Raw genomic sequence first — 17,906 nt, 5'->3', positions numbered from 1 at the left:
CTCAACCAAATCGGAAAGCTTCAATACAACGCGCTACGCGAGCATTTTCCCGTTATTGCCTGAATGCAATTCTGAAACCGCCATACTTGCAGTTAAAATTACATTCCAGTCTTGAGCCGTTATCTTGTAATCGCAAATATCATCATATGTAAAAGTGACTCGATACTTGCCAAGACAACTAATAGAAGCAGCTGCGTTTTCATTAAGAAGCATTAAACCCTTAATCGCTAGAGTATGCTTGTCATTGACAGGTTTGAACTCGGGCATATTAACTAGATGCTGGTGTTGAGCATCAACTAAATCGACTACGGTATTTCTAGATGAATTTGATAATGGTTCTATTGATACTGTCTTAACCAGTTCGCCATTAATAAGAACGCCGTCTATTAGATTGTGTAAATACATTTACTTAACTCCACCCATTGCTTTTCTAACTTCAGCGTCAGCCTTTCTACAAGCCTTAATAACTCTTTGAATTGCAATAACAGACATTCCATATTTTCGAGATAACTCGTTAGCATTGTTACCTTTGAACTCTTTATAAATAAGTCTATATGTCACTGCTTGCTTAAATGTATCATCACTAGGTAAATATATTTGACTACCACCAAACACAGAAACCATTAAGCAAATAAATTTAACAGTATCTCTTTCATCAAGATTGAACTCTTTTGAGCGAGATAGAAACTCATCAAAAACTTTTGTTTTGGATGGGTTCATTTTAATTAAATCCATGACAACATCTAAGGCTGTATCTTTTTTTGCTATATCTAACCATTCAATCGACATTGCTATTTAACCCTTAATATTTCTTTTACTGTGGTTTCTCTAATGTTTTTATTCAGAGCTATATCTTTAATTGAAACTCCGTCTGCATGCATTAACCTAATTAACTCATGCTCAACCGTTCGATGATAGAAAGCGAAGCCATGTACAAGTCGAGTTACTTTCTTAGGTTTGCATTTGTGCTTCTTTAAAACCCGATAGACTGATTGGGAACTCATGCCGAACTCACTAGAAATGCTTGCCACTCCTTTTCCAGCCAGACAATCTTGAACGATCATTAACTCGGTTACATTAGCCTTGAATGTTTTTAGCTTGCCAAAATAAATCTGGGCTGTTTCATCAGCTTTAGTACCTGAGAACATGGATAGCATATCTTCTTTTAATGCAGCTTCTAGCTCTGGTGTTGGTTGGATACCAAAAAAACGATCAAGCAAGAAACCCATCATCAAGATATTCTGATTTATTTCACATGCCATTATGGAAGTCCGCGTTTGCTTTGATAAATCCATATTAATATACATACCTAATAAATACGGAGTAACGCGGATTATTTAAAAATTGTTATAGTGGGATGGGGGTTTTATAGATATGAAAAAGCCCCTTTAAAGGGGCTTTGAATTTCATCGACAAGATGAATAAATGTTACCTGCGTATTTAATGTAAGCGATATTTACTGGTTTGACAAGCTCGGATATATTTCTTCATTCAGAAAGCGATTAAAAGCGGTTCGAGAGATCTTAAACTTATCTGCTAACCCTCTATGCTCAATTTCATTGTTCACATAAGAAAGAATATCTTTTTGAGTGTACCGCCTTGATGAAAGCATTACCGCCACTCGCGCTCTAATATCAGTTGGTAGCTGTTGAACCTTATAAAGCCTCTTTGCTTTTTTCGGTGATGCTGCTTTTCTAAGGATCAACAAAACATTTTTAACACCAATATTACGAACCAAGTTAGCCAGCTCGTAAGATTCTTTAGAAGTTAATCGCTCACTTTTCATGACTAACCCTCTCTAAAGCAGCTAAAGCGTCTAACTTAGAGTTTAATCCGTTAGCGAAGTGAATCAAACCACTTAGCAGTTCCAAAGCTCCAACCGATATGCGCTGTTCACCACCTAATGATGAATATTCACCCACTAGGCTGCTTAGATTGCCTAATAGATCAAGTAGTCTTTCTGGGGATGCTAGAACACCGTCAGATAGGTCAAAGAGTTCGTCTAGTGAGATAGATTCTGGATTTAGTTTTGCGGAGTTTAGATTAGTGTTAGGCATGATGGCCTCCTTGGATATTTTATATATCGCCATCAGGAGGTTGCAATCTCACTGGTGGCGAACTTAGCAGAGTTGCAACAACCGTATCCAAGAAACGGCCTAACCGAAGTTAGCTCCACTAAGCCCACCATAGTAAGCTTACGCACAAATAAAAAAACACGCATAGGCGTGTATTGTGCGCCTCAGATAATAACAGGGTTGCAATCCTGACGCTAGATTTTGCTAGCGTGTTTTTATCTTAGTTTGAAAGGTTGCAGTTCGTCAACAACTTTCGGACTACCAAAATGAGCAATATAAATTAATAATACAAACCATTAATTTTATAACGACAAATTTTAGGTGCTTTTCTTCCACCTAAAACCCTACATCAACCTAACACCTTTAAGTGATTACTCTTTCTTTCAAAAGTCAGAGGAATCGAATTAAATCATATAAAATCCAACAACTTAGAAAATAAAACTTAAAAGAAAGAGGTCTTTCTTTTAAGCTTCCTTAATCGAGCGTTAATTTTGAACTAACAACCAATACTACATATGCAGCTTATCGACTCGGTATCGGCTAAGTGATGATCTAGTCAATTTTGAACTATCAGGGAGGCCGTGCTCTTCAATCAAAGAATTAACAGCCCTTAATGCCTCACCATGGTTTAAGGTTCGAATCAAACGAATAACCTTAGTTCTGAGGCTATCTGGCAAGTAGTCAACCTTACATAAACGTCCCATTTCCTTGGCTCCATTGGGTGTATATTTAACCAATGTAAAACCAATATTCAGAAAGGAAAAATAACTAGCTTTGTTTAAATTAACGCGCCCGAAACGTTAACATTAATTTAACAATTTATATTTTAAGGGATTTTGCTAGACCAACCACTATCAAATAGAGAACGATATTTTATTGTTATAAATCAGCAACTTAAAAGAAATGGACGCTTGATATCAGAAACGGACGATAGGGATTTATCTGGATGGGTTTAAAGTACATATTTCTGGCTTTTTCATTCTCGTTTAAATATTTTATTGTTTTAAAAATCAGTCATTTAAACATGGTTTAAACACATTGCGACATCTTAATGAAGTGCTCACTTTGATAGGCTAAAAACATCCCTTTTCGTCCGTTTGTCCCGTTATTGCTCATTTCAGTAAAAGCTAATGTAAAGGCAAGGCAATCTTTTTTAAATACCTAAAGCCCACCAACCCAAACCACCGCCAACCCTTTTCTCACGGGCTCTACAAGGCTATCACAGGCACAAATAATACCGAGACAATCCCTATGATATCGGGATAATCCCTAACTTCCTTACATTGTTCATATCTCTAGTCCCTTTACAGACATAGCGAGCTGGACGTAGACCGTTTCGGTCGAGATTACAGGCAGCGTATCGCCCATCAGATAAAACAATGCCTGCTGGTCCATCCCAAGGTTCCATGTGTTTGGAGTTGAAATCATAGAAGGCGCGAAGATCAGGATCCATATCTGGGTGGTTTTGCCAAGCGGGCGGCACAAGCATTCTCATTGCTCTGAATACATCCATGCCTCCTGCTAAAAAGAGATCAAGCATGTTATCTAGGCTAGATGAGTCGGATCCTGTTTCATTAACAAAAGGAGCGGCGGTTTGAAGATCTGGCAGCAGTGGCGATGAAAACTTATAAGCACGTGCTTTCGCCCATTGACGATTACCCTCAATGGTATTGATCTCACCATTATGAGCAAGGTAGCGAAAAGGCTGTGCTAATGGCCAGCGAGGCTGAGTATTAGTAGAGAAACGTTGGTGGAATAAGCAAATGGCCGATTCCATTCTAAGATCGGCAAGATCGAGATAAAACCGAGGAAGATCCGCCGGCATACATAGCCCTTTATACACCATAACTTGTGTTGATAAGCTACAGATATAAAACTCGTTATCGTCTGTGATCTGTTTTTCAATGCGTCGACGCGCGATGTACAAGCGTCTTTCTATGTCTCTTTCTCGCCAACCCGCTGGAGCCGAAACAAAGACTTGTTGGATGTTGGGCAAGGATTCATTCGCGATAGGGCCGAGAACGTCTGAGTTAGTTGGCACCACGCGCCAACCTGAGACGGTCAGTGTTTCTTTTGCCAGTTCGCTGTTGATGATTGCTTTGGCACGCTCATATTTGTTGCTGTCTTGACTAAAAAAGATCATCCCAATCGCGTATTGACGGCTGAGGTTAAAGCCTTGTTCTTCAGCGATGAGGCGCAGGTAACTGTCGGGTTTTTGTAGCAGCAGTCCACACCCATCTCCTGTCTTTCCATCGGCGGCTATACCACCTCGGTGGGTCATGCGGTCTAATGCAGAAATGGCGGTGCGAACGAGTTTGTGGCTTGGCTCGCCTTCCATATGCGCGATCAAACCAAACCCACAGTTATCTTTCTCAAGACTTGGATCATATAAAGCCATTGCAATTCTCCCTTTGCTTCTCTGTCATCCAGACAGTAAATGACTAACTACTCATGATTGTTGTTATAAGTGTATTTAGATATGCAATCAAATGCCTTCTAGAGTTAACAAATTTTATCAATTCTGATATCGATTGATTCACAAAATATAGGTTATTGTAAAAAAGGTCAAGTTATTGGATAAATATCATGTTGTAGTGAGATTTACCACGTAATACTCTGATAATGTACTTTTAATTCATGAAGATAAGAATGGTTTATTTACATTTTACTAACATGATTTGTGTGTTTTTGGGAGAGGAAAAACAAAAAAAGCCAGCATCGAGTGCTGGCTTAATATCATAAGTGATGTGATAGGTCTGATAGAGGTAAACAGACAGAAATCGTGTGATTACCTCCTCATTAATGCTTGCCTAGTTAGCGAGCATTAATGAATCGGCTTTCGCTTCTAAGTTGGAGTTACCCATCAAGAAGTTATCAATAGCAATGGCACATTCACGACCTTCGTTAATACAACGAACTACGAGAGACTGGCCTGTACGCATATCACCAGCAGCGAAAACACCTTTCTGGTTGGTTGCGTAGCCTTCAGAAGCTACGTTACCACGATCATCCAGTTTAATGTCGAGCTGAGCTAGGACACCGGTTGGCTCAGGGTGCAAGAAGCCCATCGCTAGGAATGCCATATCACACGGAATCACACGCTCAGAGTTAGCCACTTCGTCAAATCCTGGGCGCTCACCTGGTTTGGCGTCTTGCCATACAATGTCTGCAATACGTAAACCTGTGACTTCGCCTTTATCGTTACCGATAAATTCTTTTGTCAGAATATTCCAATGACGTTCACAGCCTTCTTCATGTGAAGTGGTCGTTTTCATGATCATTGGATATTGAGGCCAAGGCATATTAGCAGGGCGTTTTTCTGGTGGGACCGGCATGATCTCTACCTGAGTAATGCTTGCTGCTCTATGGCGGTTTGATGTCCCCACACAGTCTGAACCAGTATCACCACCACCGATAACCACAACGTGCTTATCTTTAGCGTGAATCTCTTCCGTTTTTAGGTCGAGATCATTGGCACGACGGTTATTTTGGCCAAGGAACTCCATGGCAAAGTGAACGCCTTTCAGCTCACGACCTGGGATTGGTAAGTCGCGTGGGACCGTAGAACCACCGGTTAGCAATACCACATCAAACTCTTGACGTAGCTGTTGAGCGTTAACATCAACACCGATGTGCTGGTTAACTTTAAACTCAACGCCCGCTTCTGCCATTAGATTGATTTTGCGATCAATCACGTCCATACCCAGTTTGAAATCTGGAATACCGAACCGAAGTAGGCCGCCAACTTTTTCGTCACGTTCAAATACTGTCACAGAGTGACCCGCACTATTTAGCTGCTCAGCGGCGGCTAAACCAGCAGGACCAGAACCGATAATTGCAATGGTTTTTCCTGTACGAGAACGTGGTGTTTTCGGTTTTGCGTACCCTTCACGGTACGCAGTTTCTACAATGGTTTTCTCGATGTTGCAGATGGTGATTGGGTCTTGGTTGATACCCAGTACACAAGCACTTTCACAAGGAGCAGGACACACTCGACCTGTAAATTCAGGGAAATTATTGGTTGAGCTTAAGATGTTCCAAGCTTCTTCCCAGCTGTCACGGTAAACCGCATCGTTAAATTCTGGAATAATGTTACCGATTGGGCATCCGTTATGACAAAACGGAACACCACAGTCCATACAACGAGAGGCCTGCGTACCAATTTTCTCACCAAATTCGTCGTTAAGAACGAATTCTTTGTTGTCTTCAATACGCACTGATGGGTCTAACTTCTTTGGAAGCTCACGACCATGTTCTAAAAATCCAGTAGGCTTACCCATTATACTGCCTCCACTTGTTCCGTTTGTGCCTGTTGTGCTTCAGCTTTACGTCTTTGAAGAACCGCTTTGTAATCACGTGGCATGACTTTCACCAGTGACGCAATGTTCGCCTCAAAGTTGTTTAAGAAAGACTGAGCAACTTCACTTCCTGTGAATTCAACATGCTTAGTTAGCATTTCTTTAAGCAGCGTTTTATCTTCTGCTTCGATTGGATCTAGGTCGACAAGTTCAGCGTTTAACTTAGTATTGAAGTCTCCTGCCTTGTCCCAAACATAAGCGACACCGCCACTCATGCCGGCAGCAAAGTTACGACCTGTTGAACCAAGAATAACAGCGACACCGCCAGTCATGTATTCACAGCCGTGATCACCGACACCTTCAACAACGACTTTCGCGCCCGAGTTACGAACACAGAAACGTTCACCAGCCATACCGCGGATGTAAGATTCACCAGACGTCGCACCGTAGAAACAGACGTTACCCACCACGATGTTATCTTCTGCGACGATCGTCGATTTGGCATCTGGATACAGTACTAACGTACCGCCAGACAGACCTTTACCCCAGTAATCGTTCGCGTCACCTTCCACTTCGAATTTTACGCCTTTCGCCAGGAATGCACCAAAAGATTGGCCGGCACTGCCGTGGAACTTGACGTTCATTGGTTGTGGTAGACCTTGGTCTTTGTAGATCTTCGAGATTTCGTTCGACAGCATGGTACCCGCAGAGCGATCCGTGTTGATGATAGGGAAGGTCGCATTCACGCCTTCGCCTCTCTCAAGTGCTGGAATTGCAGCTTGAATCAACTTACGGTCTAGAACATCTTCTAGGTTGTGATTTTGCTGTGTTTGGTTATACACACCATCTTCCGCACGAGCTTGTTCTATGTGAAGAACTGGCGTCAGATCTAGGTTTTTGTATTTCCAGTGACCGATGTCTTCACGAACTTTCAGTTTCTGAGATTGACCAACCATTTCATCAATAGTTCGGAAGCCGAGTTCAGCCATCACTTCACGTAAACCTTCAGCCATGTATTGGAAGAAAGTCACGACGTCTTCTACGCGGCCATCAAAACGCTCACGCAGTGTTTTGTTCTGTGTTGCAATACCAACAGGACAGGTATTCTTATGACACTTACGCATCATGATACAGCCTTCAACAACCAATGCTGCTGTTGCTACGCCCCATTCTTCAGCGCCAAGTAACGTTGCTACTGCAAGGTCACGTGGGGTTTTCATCTGACCATCAGACTGAACAACGATACGGTTACGTAAGCCGTTTTTCAGTAGTGTTTGGTGAGTTTCAGCTAGACCAAGCTCCCAAGGAAGACCGGTGTGACGAATAGATGACATTGGTGATGCCCCCGTACCGCCATCAAAACCAGCAATAAGAACAACATCAGCTTTCGCTTTAGCAACACCCGATGCGATCGTACCCACGCCCGCTTCCGATACGAGTTTCACGTTCACTCGGCCTGCACGGTTTGCGTTTTTCAGATCGTAGATAAGCTGAGCCAAATCTTCGATTGAGTAGATATCGTGGTGTGGCGGTGGCGAAATAAGACCTACGCCCGGAGTCGAGTGACGAGTGGCACCGATCCAGTCATCGACTTTATCGCCAGGTAGTTGACCACCTTCGCCAGGTTTCGCGCCTTGAGCCATCTTAATCTGAAGTTCATCAGCATTCGATAGGTAGTAAGAAGTCACACCGAAACGGCCCGAAGCAACCTGCTTGATTGCTGAACGTTCCCAATCGCCATTTTCTTTACGCTCGAAACGAACAGGGTCTTCACCCCCTTCGCCTGAGTTAGATTTCGCACCGATACGGTTCATGGCAACAGCCAGTGTTGAGTGAGCCTCATGCGAGATTGAACCAAAGCTCATGGCACCGGTTGCAAAACGAGTCAGAATTTTTTCAATCGGTTCTACTTCTGCAAGAGGAATAGAGCCTGCTGGGTTCTTAATGAACGCTAATTGGCTACGCAATGTTGCTGCGTTATCGCCTTGATCATCAACGGCTTTTGCGTACTTCTTGAACTGTTCGTAATCTTTGTTACGCGTCGACTCTTGAAGTAGAGAAATCGTTTCTGGATTAAATAAGTGTTTCTCGCCACGTTGTTTCCACTGGTAAACACCACCCACATCAAGAATCTGAGCTGGGATTTCACGAGCAGGGTAACCAACACGGTGACGAACCAGTACTTCTTTCGCGATATCGTCGATCGTTAAACCTTGGATACGTGAAACAGTACCAGTGAAGTATTTTTCAACTACGGATTTGCTGATACCAAGTGCTTCAAAGATTTGTGCACCGTGGTAAGACTGCAGCGTAGAGATCCCCATCTTAGAGAAAATCTTCAGTAGACCACCGTTCACGCCTTTACGGTAGTTATCGAATAACTCACGTGGGTGTACGGTTGGATCGAGTTTCTTAATACGTTGCAATTCAACAATCGTTTCAATAACGAGGTATGGATTGACTGCGTTCGCACCGTAACCGATAAGCGTGGCAAAGTGGTGTGTTTCACGAGCGTCGCCCGTTTCAACAACGATGTCACACTTAGCACGTAGGCCTTTACGGATTAAGTGGTGATGAACTGCGCCAACTGCAAGCATTGCTGGGATAGCAGCATGGTTAGAGTTAACCGCACGGTCAGTCAGTAGAATGATAGAGTAGCCATCAATCACTGCGTCTTCCGCATATTGGCAGATACGCTTAAGCGCACGCTCTAACTTACCTTCGTCCCCATTTGCTTGGAATACGATATCCAGTGTCTTCGATTGAAGATGCTCGTTATCGATTGCACGCAGTTTTTCTAACTCTGAGTTAGAAAGAACAGGAGATTCAAGTTCTACTTTTTGACAGTGTTCAGGTGTTTCAGCCAGTAGGTTCTGATCTTTACCTAGGTAAGTGTTCAGAGACATAACCATACGCTCACGAATCGGGTCGATCGGTGGGTTAGTGACTTGTGCAAACAACTGTTTGAAGTAGTTTGAAAGGTGTTGCGATTGATGGGAAAGAATCGCTAGCGGCCAGTCAGCACCCATTGCAGAAAGTGGCTCGTAGCCTGTTTTCGCAAGAGGAAGAATGATCTCATTCACTTCTTCAGAACTCACACCAAACGATTGTTGTTTGTGTAGAAGCTTTTCTGGAGAAGGTTGGTTAAATTCGTTACTTGCATCGGGCAGCTTTTTCAAGCTCAGAAGATTCTCTTCAACCCACTTTTCATAAGGTTGTGCACTTGCGATGCCATCTTTCACTTCTTCATCAGAAATGATACGACCTTGCTCTAAGTCAGCAACGAAGATACGGCCAGGCTGCAAACGACCACGGTATTCAACGTTTTCTGGTGCGATTTCAACAACGCCAGACTCAGACGCCATCACTAGGAAGTCGTCTTTTGTCACTGTGTAGCGAGAAGGGCGCAGACCGTTACGGTCAAGCGTTGCACCAACTTGAACACCATCAGTGAAACAAACAGACGCAGGGCCATCCCACGGTTCCATCACGTTCGCGTGGTATTGATAGAACGCACGACGAGTTGGATCCATGTTTTTGTTTTCTTGCCATGCTTCAGGAATCATCATCATCAAGGCATGTGGCAGGCTACGACCAGATAAAACTAGGAGCTCAAGTGCCATATCAAAGTTTGATGAATCTGAACTGCCTTCCTGACAAATAGGAAGAAGCATGTCGATTTCAGCTTTGGTGAAAAGATCAGATTCAATGATCGCTTCACGGGCTTTCATCCAGTTCAAGTTACCACGAACCGTATTGATTTCGCCGTTATGAGCGATGTAACGGAAAGGTTGAGCTAGACGCCAGCGAGGGAATGTATTGGTAGAGAAACGAGAGTGAACCAAAGCTAAAGCGGTTACCATCGTTGGATTTTGAAGATCCAGGAAATATTGAGGAACCTGTTCCGTCGTTAACTGGCCTTTGTAAACCAGAGTCTTGTATGACATTGAGTTGATGTAGAAATCATCCCCAATGTTAGACACACTTTCTAGACAAACTCGAACGGTATAGTTACGCAGTACATAAAGCTTACGCTCTAGTTCTTCAGGTGTAGTACTTGGACCACCTGAAATGAAGACATGTTCAAATTGAGGCTCAGTGCTTAATGGATCAGCACCAATCATAGAATTGTCTGTAGGCAGTTCGCGGTAGCCTAAAACTTCCAGTTCCAAGCGTTGAGCATTACGCTCAAGGATGTCACGACACTGTGCGCGTTTATGTTCATCTTTAGGGAAAAGTACAACACCAACACCGTATTTTTCGAAAGAAGGTAGCTTGATACCCAGCGATACTGATTCTTCGAGTAAAAATTCATGAGGCTTTTGCAGCAAAATACCCGCACCGTCACCTGAGCAAGGATCACAACCTTGACCACCACGGTGTTCCATACGCGCTAGCATATCGAGTGCTTGAGTTACTACATCATGAGATTTACGGTTTTTTAAGTGAGCAACAAAACCGATACCACACGCATCATGCTCCAATTCCGGAGTATACATGCCCTGTGCACTCTGCTCTCTATCTACCATAGATACATCCTTCCAGTTTAATATCGACGCAACATCGCTAAGTCCAACTTAGTGTTGAGTCTGTTCCTTTATTTTTATGAATCTAAACCAACCAGTGTGATTGGTCTGAGTCCTTTCCGTCTCTCGCTGAAATATATGGCGAGAAAAACATTCCTTAGTGATATCCAGTTGTTTCAAATCACAATCCAGTGACTTATATAGGTGGGAGGTTGGATTCACCGATTAATCCGCAACTAATCGTGTAATTAAGAATACAAATTAGGCGGTATTGTGTAAGTATCCTACAATTTTGTCGAGGCTCATTGCAATGAAAACTGACGCTTGTAGACCATTTTTTTAGTTAAAAAATGCATATTATAGTTAACATTTGTGCAACAGGAGGTTTTTTTACCAACATTTCTGCATGTTTATTGATTTTTGATAGTTAATCTCAATATGCAGGCCATTAATATGCGTGACTTTATCTTGCAGGGATGTAATTAATTTTCAGTAATCGAATTGATAATAGTTTCGATTGCTAGCGTTTGAGCAAACACAGATACGGTCGGTTTATGCAGTTACATGAGTTGGTTAATACCATTGGTCAAGATTTACAACGCAGATACGGTGAAAAAGTTCACAAGCTAACATTGCATGGTGGCTTTAGTTGCCCCAATAGAGATGGAACGATTGGACGAGGCGGCTGTACATTTTGCAATGTGTCTTCATTTGTTGATGAGGAGACACTGGTTAAAGGCATTGCGGAACAACTCACAGATCGTGCTGGAGAAGTGAAGCGGGCTCGTAAATATCTGGCTTATTTTCAAGCCTACACCAATACGTACGCTGAAGTACAAGTCCTTCGCAATATGTATGAAGAAGCGCTCAAGGCAGCTGATATAGTGGGTTTGTGTGTGGGAACTCGCCCTGATTGTGTCCCTGATTCGGTATTAGACCTACTGTCTGAGTACGTAAATAAAGGTTATGAAATTTGGCTTGAGCTTGGGTTGCAAACCGCCAGCAACAAAACGTTAAAACACATCAATCGAGGCCATGATTTTGAATGCTACGCCGAGATAACAAAACGGGCTCGTTCGTTGGGTATCAAGGTATGTACGCACCTGATTGTCGGTTTACCTAAAGAAACTCGTGATGACAATTTAGCAACGTTGGAAAAAGTACTTCAAGTGGGAACCGATGGAATAAAGCTGCACGGCTTACATATTGTTGAAGGCAGCACCATGGCGAAAGCGTGGAAAGCTGGAAAATTGACCGCGCCAGAGCTGGATGATTACGTATCTATCGCTAGCGAACTTATCCGTATGACACCACCAGACATCATCTTTCACCGTGTAGCCTCCGCCGCCCGGCGACCAACATTACTGGCCCCTTTATGGTGCGAAAATCGTTGGCTCGCGATGACGGAAATTGGTCGCGCTTTGGATCGTGATGGCGCTCAAGGATCATTACTGAATCAGCCATTTATCTACTCGAAACCTGTCTTGGCCGATCATTAGGGGTTGTCTGATATTACTCTCTTGTCATCACGCTTCAATATTTGTCGTTATATTCATTCAGCTTTAGCTGTAGCAGTCACAACAGCGGTCACGACATAAATAGCCGAAGAGGTTCATTTTTATCCGGATAGGGAGGCTAGGCTGTGATGCAGTTGGCTTACCTAATCGGGTTAAAAAGAGTAGACTAAATGGCTACTTAACGCAGGACCTCTTTAATGAAACCGATAAAAAATCTTGCTCAGTATTACGTTGACCTTCTCGTCAAGCTGGGCATCCTTCGTTTCTCTATCTTACTCGCCATGGCTCTTGTTGCTCTCGCCGTTGTGGTTCAAGTCGGTATCACTTTGGCCTTAAGCGGCCATGTTGACGATATCGATATTGTCCGTTCGGTATTTTTCGGATTGATCATCACACCATGGGCTGTCTACTTTCTTTCTGTTGTAGTTGATCAGTTGGAAGAGTCTCGCCAGCGTTTGTCAAAATTGGTGTCAAAATTAAAAGATATGCGCTCTCGAGATCAAGAGCTAAACCTTCGCCTTCAACAAAATATAGCAAAATTAAATTTACAAATAGAAGAGCGTATAAAAGCGGAAGAAGCGAGAAAAGAAGCGATCAATGATCTTGAAAATGAAGTGTATCAGCGAGAAAAAACACAAGTCGAGCTTGCTGAGCGAACCGCGCTATTACGATCGTTTATCGATGCCTCTCCCGATCTGATTTACTATCGTAATGCTGATGGCATATTCTCGGGTTGTAATCGTGCGATGGAAGAGCTCACCGGTAAAAGAGAAAGTGAGTTGGTTGGATTATCACCAAGAGACGTATATAGCAAAGAGATAGCGGAACAGATCATTGATACCGACCAGAAAGTCTTTCTTGATAATCAAGCAATCACTTATGAACAATGGTTGGAGTACCCCGATGGCAGAAAAAACTACTTTGAATTGAGAAAAGTACCTTTTTATAGCAAAGAGGGTGCGCATTTAGGTTTAGTGGGATTTGGCCGTGATATTACCGAACGTAAACAGCATGAAGAGTCACTAGAGAAAGCGAGCCGAGATAAAACCACGTTCATTTCAACCATCAGCCACGAACTGCGCACACCACTCAACGGTATTGTGGGTTTAAGCCGTATGTTGCTAGACAGTCAATTAGACAAAGAGCAACGCAAATACATGCAAACAATCAATGTGAGTGCCATAACACTGGGTCATATTTTCAGCGATATTATCGATATGGATAAGTTTGACCGCCGAAAATTAGAGTTACTGCCAACGCCACTTCATTTTGAAGAGTTCATCGCTGAAATAGAAAGCATCTCTGCGCTTATGGCTGAACAAAAGGGGCTTCGGTTTGATCTGGAAAGATTAAGTGCCCTTCCTTCGACGATTCAAGTCGATGGCACACGATTACGACAAGTACTTTGGAATCTTATTAGCAATGCGATGAAGTTTACCAAAGAAGGTGGCGTCGTGATGACGGTGAGTGCCGAAAGCTTTGATGATCACGCTGACATTGTTATTGAGATAGAAGATACGGGCATCGGCATTGCAGAGAGTGAACTCAATAAAATATTCGCCATGTACTATCAGGTGAAGTCGGGCAAGGATAACCTACATGCGGTGGGAACAGGGATTGGTTTATCGGTTTCCAAACAGCTGATCAAATTGATGAACGGCGATATATCGGTATCGAGTGAGGAAGGGTTTGGCACTACGTTTACTGTGACGTTGGCGGTGCCTCTCGCAGAGGGTTCAACGACAGATAAAGCCACACCTATTGTGCAGCCTGGCTTGAATATCTTTATGGTTGAAGACATTGAGTTAAATATCACCGTTGCCCGTTCATTGCTAGAAAGTCTTGGGCACCAAGTGACGGTAGCCATGACAGGGGAAGAAGCTATTGATACCTTCAATCCAGAGTGTTTTGATTTGGTTTTACTGGATATTCAATTACCCGATATGACGGGTTTTGATGTAGCTCAGTCGTACCGACAGACTTACGATGATTTACCGCCTTTAGTTGCCCTAACAGCAAATGTATTGAAGAATAAGAAGGAATACTTAGACAAAGGCATGGATGAGGCACTGAGTAAGCCACTTTCCGTGTTAGCGATTCAAGATGTCATTACTCGATTGTGTCAGGCTGAATGTTCATTGAGTGATGCAGCGGCTTCTGAGCCGATTAAAGAAAGCATCGTATCAGACGATACCTACAGCACTTTACTCGATCTTACTATGTTAGAATCCTATGTCGATATCGTGGGGGTCAAGCCAGTTATTGATAGTATTGAAATGTTTGAAGAGATGATGCCTGGCTATATTGAAATTCTCGATTCAAACATGATTGCAAAAGACCAAGACAGAATTGTCTCTGAGGCCCATAAAATAAAAGGCGCCGCTGGCTCCGTTGGTTTGAAACGCATTCAAAGTATCGCGCAAAAAGCGCAATCACCAGAAAGGGTGACTTGGTGGGAGAACATTTCTGACTGGGTGGAAGAGATTAAAAATGAATATCAGCATGATATTAAGATATTAAAAGAATGGTTAACTCAAAGGTAATAATTATGATGAAAAAAATCACATTGATATCGCTGACACTGATACTGCTAGGCGGATGTCAAAATACGGAAGTGAATTGGCAAGAAAGCAGCACCACGGTCGTTTCACAAACACAGATTGAGTTAAAAAGCTCACTTTGGGTCGATAGAATGCCAACAATCGGTGAAACATCTCAGTCAGAAGAGAATTTACATGCTGCCATTTATATTGAATCTCAAGACGAGTTACCGGCTGAGTTAGATATTAATCGTGTCTCGATTAAACAGGGCGGCGAAGAGTGGCTGATCAGCAGTGAAGAATTTGATATTCGCACTCATAACTCGAAACAGTGGGAGATCGCATTTGTCTGGCAGTTACCCGTTAACCCTGCGCTTCCTGTAGATGTGGCATTGCAACTCAGCAGCGATGGCCAAGAGCAGTGGTTGGTTGAACGCGATGTGAACATTGATATGGTTTATTGAGTAGCGTGACGAATGTTGTAGTCTGAACGTGACAAATTGGGAATAAAAAGGCTTGCTATCGATAGCAAGCCTTTCTTGTTATTGATGCACTTAAATGACGATCATTCGTCTAAGTCACCACAGAAACGGTAACCTTCACCGTGAATCGTTGCAATGATCTCTGGCGTACCAGAAACAGATTCGAAGTGTTTACGAATACGTCTGATCGTTACGTCAACAGTACGATCGTGCGGCTTTAATTCGCGTCCGGTCATTTTCTTCAACAAATCTGCACGTGTTTGAATCTTACCCGGATTTTCACAGAAGTGCAGAAGCGCACGGAACTCTGAGCGTGGAAGCTTGTAGCCGTCGCCACTTGGGCTTACTAGAGAGCGGCTGTTAATGTCTAGTACCCAACCGTTAAACTCATATTTTTCTACGCTGCGCTTTTCTTCTTGTACATCGCTAGCGTTCATTGAGCGGCTTAAAAGGTTACGAGCACGTATTGTTAGCTCTCTAGGGTTAAAAGGTTTTGTAATGTAATCATCAGCACCAATTTCAAGACCTAAAATCTTATCAACTTCATTGTCGCGTCCGGTCAAAAACATCAACGCTACGTTTGCTTGTTCACGTAGTTCTCTAGCAAGTAAAAGTCCATTTTTGCCTGGAAGGTTGATATCCATAATAACCAAGTTAACTTGATTATCAGACAGAACTTGGTGCATCTCTTCACCGTCACTGGCTTCAAAAACAGCGTATCCCTCTGCTTCAAAAATACTCTTAAGAGTGTTACGAGTTACTTGTTCATCTTCAACGATAAGGATCTGCGGGGTTTGCATTGTCGGTACCTAAACTTGTGATAAAATTGTGCTAATAGGTTAAATACTAGGCAAAAAAATTACATGTAGTTAATTAATTTTTAATAATAAACTAAAGTTATTAAAAATAATACTACCGCTGCCGACTATCCTTAGTGCCACAATTTGTGGGTAGAATTTCCTTATCCCTTCTGCTAACTCTATTAGTCTATGCCGCAGATTTTATATTTTTAACAGCATGCTAACAATGACTGAATGTTAATTCCTTGAGTTTTGTTGATTTACATCAAGAGTTCAAATGTAACAAATATTAATAGTAATGGGGTTCAGTTGTTAAGCTTATTATGAATCTAAGTGCATTGTTTTGTGCTGTTTTTTTGTCTTTCTGCCAAGATGCACATCGGAATTAAACAAGGTTGCCCTTATTTCTGGAGGAAGACTTGACCAAGCCATCGTCCTAGTAAGCGGCAAAGGATTAACATTAATCATGGAGGAACTATGAACGATATAACACCGGATATTTGTGACCAGTATGAAGATAAGGTGACTCTCATTGAGCAGCCCTTACAAAACTTTGGTTTAAGAGATGCTTTTTTTGGCCAAATTGAAACGGTACGTTGTTACCACGACAATTCGAAAGTTCGAGATGTTTTGGCGACAAACGGTAAAGGGAAAGTATTGGTTGTTGATGGCAGCCATTCTTGTCGGAAAGCGTTGATGGGCGATCAAGTCGCGATTCTCGCCATAGAAAATGGTTGGGAAGGGGTGATCATTTTTGGTGCTGTAAGAGATGTTGCTCAGCTATCGCAGATGGATCTCGGCATCAAAGCGTTAGGTGCATGTCCGTTTAAAACAGAGAAAAAAGGGGCGGGCGATGTGAACGTAACCTTATCGATACAGAACCAGATGATTCAGCCTGGGGACTACATCTACGCGGATTGGAATGGTGTTATTACATCAAAAGAGAAGCTGATCTAATCATCATAATATCGGCTTTGAAATAAAGCTCAAAGCCACGACTAGCCTCAACTATTCTGTAGGTCGCTGGTATCTCTGCGAGTGTTGATTTTTCAATCAAAGGGAAGCGGGGTTATTCGTATATTGAGGTTTAAAAGCGAAATCCAAAACCTAACTCAATACCCTGTTGCCACTCTTGATAATCGAGAGTGGCATGCAAATCGATATTATCAGTTAACTGCATTCGGCTAGAGACCTCTGCCGAAAGCGCACCAGATTTCGTGTCATTGACGACTTCGGAATAAGAATGAAGAGAGCTTTTTACAGAAACTCGATTGGTCAATTGATAACTAACACCACTTAACAAGCCATTGCCATCACTGTCTGCATTGTTTATACGAGTACCGACGTACAAATCAATGTTATCGAAAAGGCTGTACGAGTAACCGGTGTCAACTTTCCAGGAATCGAATTGGTTGGAGCCTTGCTCGCTTGTAACAAAAAGTCGATGGGGAGAAGAGGCCGCATTAGAAAGCGGGGGCAGTGGAGACGCAGCGACATAAGAACTGAACGTCAGCATGATAAGACTGAATAGTATCTTCATGGGCCACTCCTTTGCCGTACTTTGTTATTTTTGTTTAAGCCTAAGTAAAGCACAAAATCTAACCAACTGTCAGCCCTTCTATATAGTAATTAGTTATTAAAACCTTCATTTTTGATATTTAGCCGTAA

13 protein-coding genes and 1 pseudogene are annotated in these 17,906 nt (G+C 42.6%); 4 read left to right on the top strand and 10 right to left on the bottom strand.

Going from position 1 to position 17,906, the window contains the following annotated elements:
• Positions 1–33: 33 nt before the first annotated feature.
• The 8 genes and pseudogenes from QF117_RS18105 to gltB (QF117_RS18070) all read right to left on the bottom strand — a co-directional run bounded on the left by QF117_RS18105 (position 34) and on the right by gltB (QF117_RS18070) (position 10,902).
• On the bottom strand, positions 34–405 hold the full coding sequence (locus QF117_RS18105) for a 6-phospho-beta-glucosidase (RefSeq protein ID WP_272264588.1): 372 nt from the start codon (positions 403–405) through the stop codon (positions 34–36).
• Complete coding sequence (locus tag QF117_RS18100; protein ID WP_282387383.1) at positions 406–789, bottom strand: Mor transcription activator family protein; 384 nt, start codon at positions 787–789, stop codon at positions 406–408. It abuts the gene before it with no gap.
• 2 nt (positions 790–791) lie between these two features.
• Positions 792–1,295, bottom strand: a complete 504-nt coding sequence (locus QF117_RS18095) for a hypothetical protein (protein ID WP_282387382.1) — start codon at positions 1,293–1,295, stop codon at positions 792–794.
• A 161-nt stretch (positions 1,296–1,456) separates the two neighbouring features.
• Positions 1,457–1,786: a phage protein Gp27 family protein gene (locus tag QF117_RS18090; protein WP_282387380.1), complete on the bottom strand. Its 330-nt coding sequence runs from the start codon at positions 1,784–1,786 to the stop codon at positions 1,457–1,459.
• Entirely contained in the window at positions 1,776–2,057 is a 282-nt protein-coding gene (locus tag QF117_RS18085) for a hypothetical protein (RefSeq protein WP_282387379.1), read from the bottom strand. The genes QF117_RS18090 and QF117_RS18085 overlap by 11 nt, the downstream gene beginning before the upstream one ends.
• 1,309 nt (positions 2,058–3,366) lie before the next feature.
• Positions 3,367–4,473 (bottom strand): annotated as a pseudogene (gene gltB / locus QF117_RS18080) (glutamate synthase large subunit); the annotation flags it as partial.
• Positions 4,474–4,885: 412 nt separating this feature from the next.
• On the bottom strand, positions 4,886–6,355 hold the full coding sequence (locus QF117_RS18075; RefSeq protein ID WP_282387378.1) for a glutamate synthase subunit beta: 1,470 nt from the start codon (positions 6,353–6,355) through the stop codon (positions 4,886–4,888).
• Complete coding sequence (gene gltB, locus QF117_RS18070; protein ID WP_282387377.1) at positions 6,355–10,902, bottom strand: glutamate synthase large subunit; 4,548 nt, start codon at positions 10,900–10,902, stop codon at positions 6,355–6,357. The genes QF117_RS18075 and gltB (QF117_RS18070) overlap by 1 nt, the downstream gene beginning before the upstream one ends.
• 551 nt (positions 10,903–11,453) lie before the next feature.
• On the opposite strand from gltB (QF117_RS18070), the gene QF117_RS18065 reads away from it, so the two are divergent.
• The 3 genes from QF117_RS18065 (at position 11,454) to QF117_RS18055 (ending at position 15,420) form a co-directional block, all read left to right on the top strand.
• The gene (locus QF117_RS18065; RefSeq protein ID WP_282387376.1) at positions 11,454–12,398 is read left to right on the top strand and encodes a TIGR01212 family radical SAM protein; all 945 of its coding nucleotides are present in this window, start codon (positions 11,454–11,456) and stop codon (positions 12,396–12,398) included.
• 215 nt (positions 12,399–12,613) lie between these two features.
• On the top strand, positions 12,614–14,959 hold the full coding sequence (gene arcB / locus QF117_RS18060; protein ID WP_282387374.1) for an aerobic respiration two-component sensor histidine kinase ArcB: 2,346 nt from the start codon (positions 12,614–12,616) through the stop codon (positions 14,957–14,959).
• Between the two features lie 5 nt (positions 14,960–14,964).
• Positions 14,965–15,420: a hypothetical protein gene (locus QF117_RS18055; RefSeq protein WP_282387372.1), complete on the top strand. Its 456-nt coding sequence runs from the start codon at positions 14,965–14,967 to the stop codon at positions 15,418–15,420.
• Positions 15,421–15,521: 101 nt separating this feature from the next.
• Here QF117_RS18055 and arcA read toward each other — a convergent pair whose 3' ends face one another.
• Positions 15,522–16,238, bottom strand: coding sequence for a two-component system response regulator ArcA (gene arcA, locus QF117_RS18050; RefSeq protein WP_282387371.1), 717 nt, complete (start codon positions 16,236–16,238; stop codon positions 15,522–15,524).
• Positions 16,239–16,715: 477 nt separating this feature from the next.
• On the opposite strand from arcA, the gene QF117_RS18045 reads away from it, so the two are divergent.
• A complete protein-coding gene (locus QF117_RS18045; protein WP_282387369.1) occupies positions 16,716–17,195 on the top strand; it encodes a putative 4-hydroxy-4-methyl-2-oxoglutarate aldolase in 480 nt (159 codons plus the stop codon).
• Between the two features lie 130 nt (positions 17,196–17,325).
• On the opposite strand, the gene QF117_RS18040 is transcribed toward QF117_RS18045, so the two are convergent.
• Positions 17,326–17,778: a hypothetical protein gene (locus QF117_RS18040; protein WP_282387367.1), complete on the bottom strand. Its 453-nt coding sequence runs from the start codon at positions 17,776–17,778 to the stop codon at positions 17,326–17,328.
• Positions 17,779–17,906: the final 128 nt, after the last annotated feature.

The organism is Vibrio sp. YMD68 (genome assembly GCF_029958905.1).
Lineage (GTDB): Bacteria > Pseudomonadota > Gammaproteobacteria > Enterobacterales > Vibrionaceae > Vibrio.
This window is presented reverse-complemented; position numbering and strand designations above follow the sequence as displayed.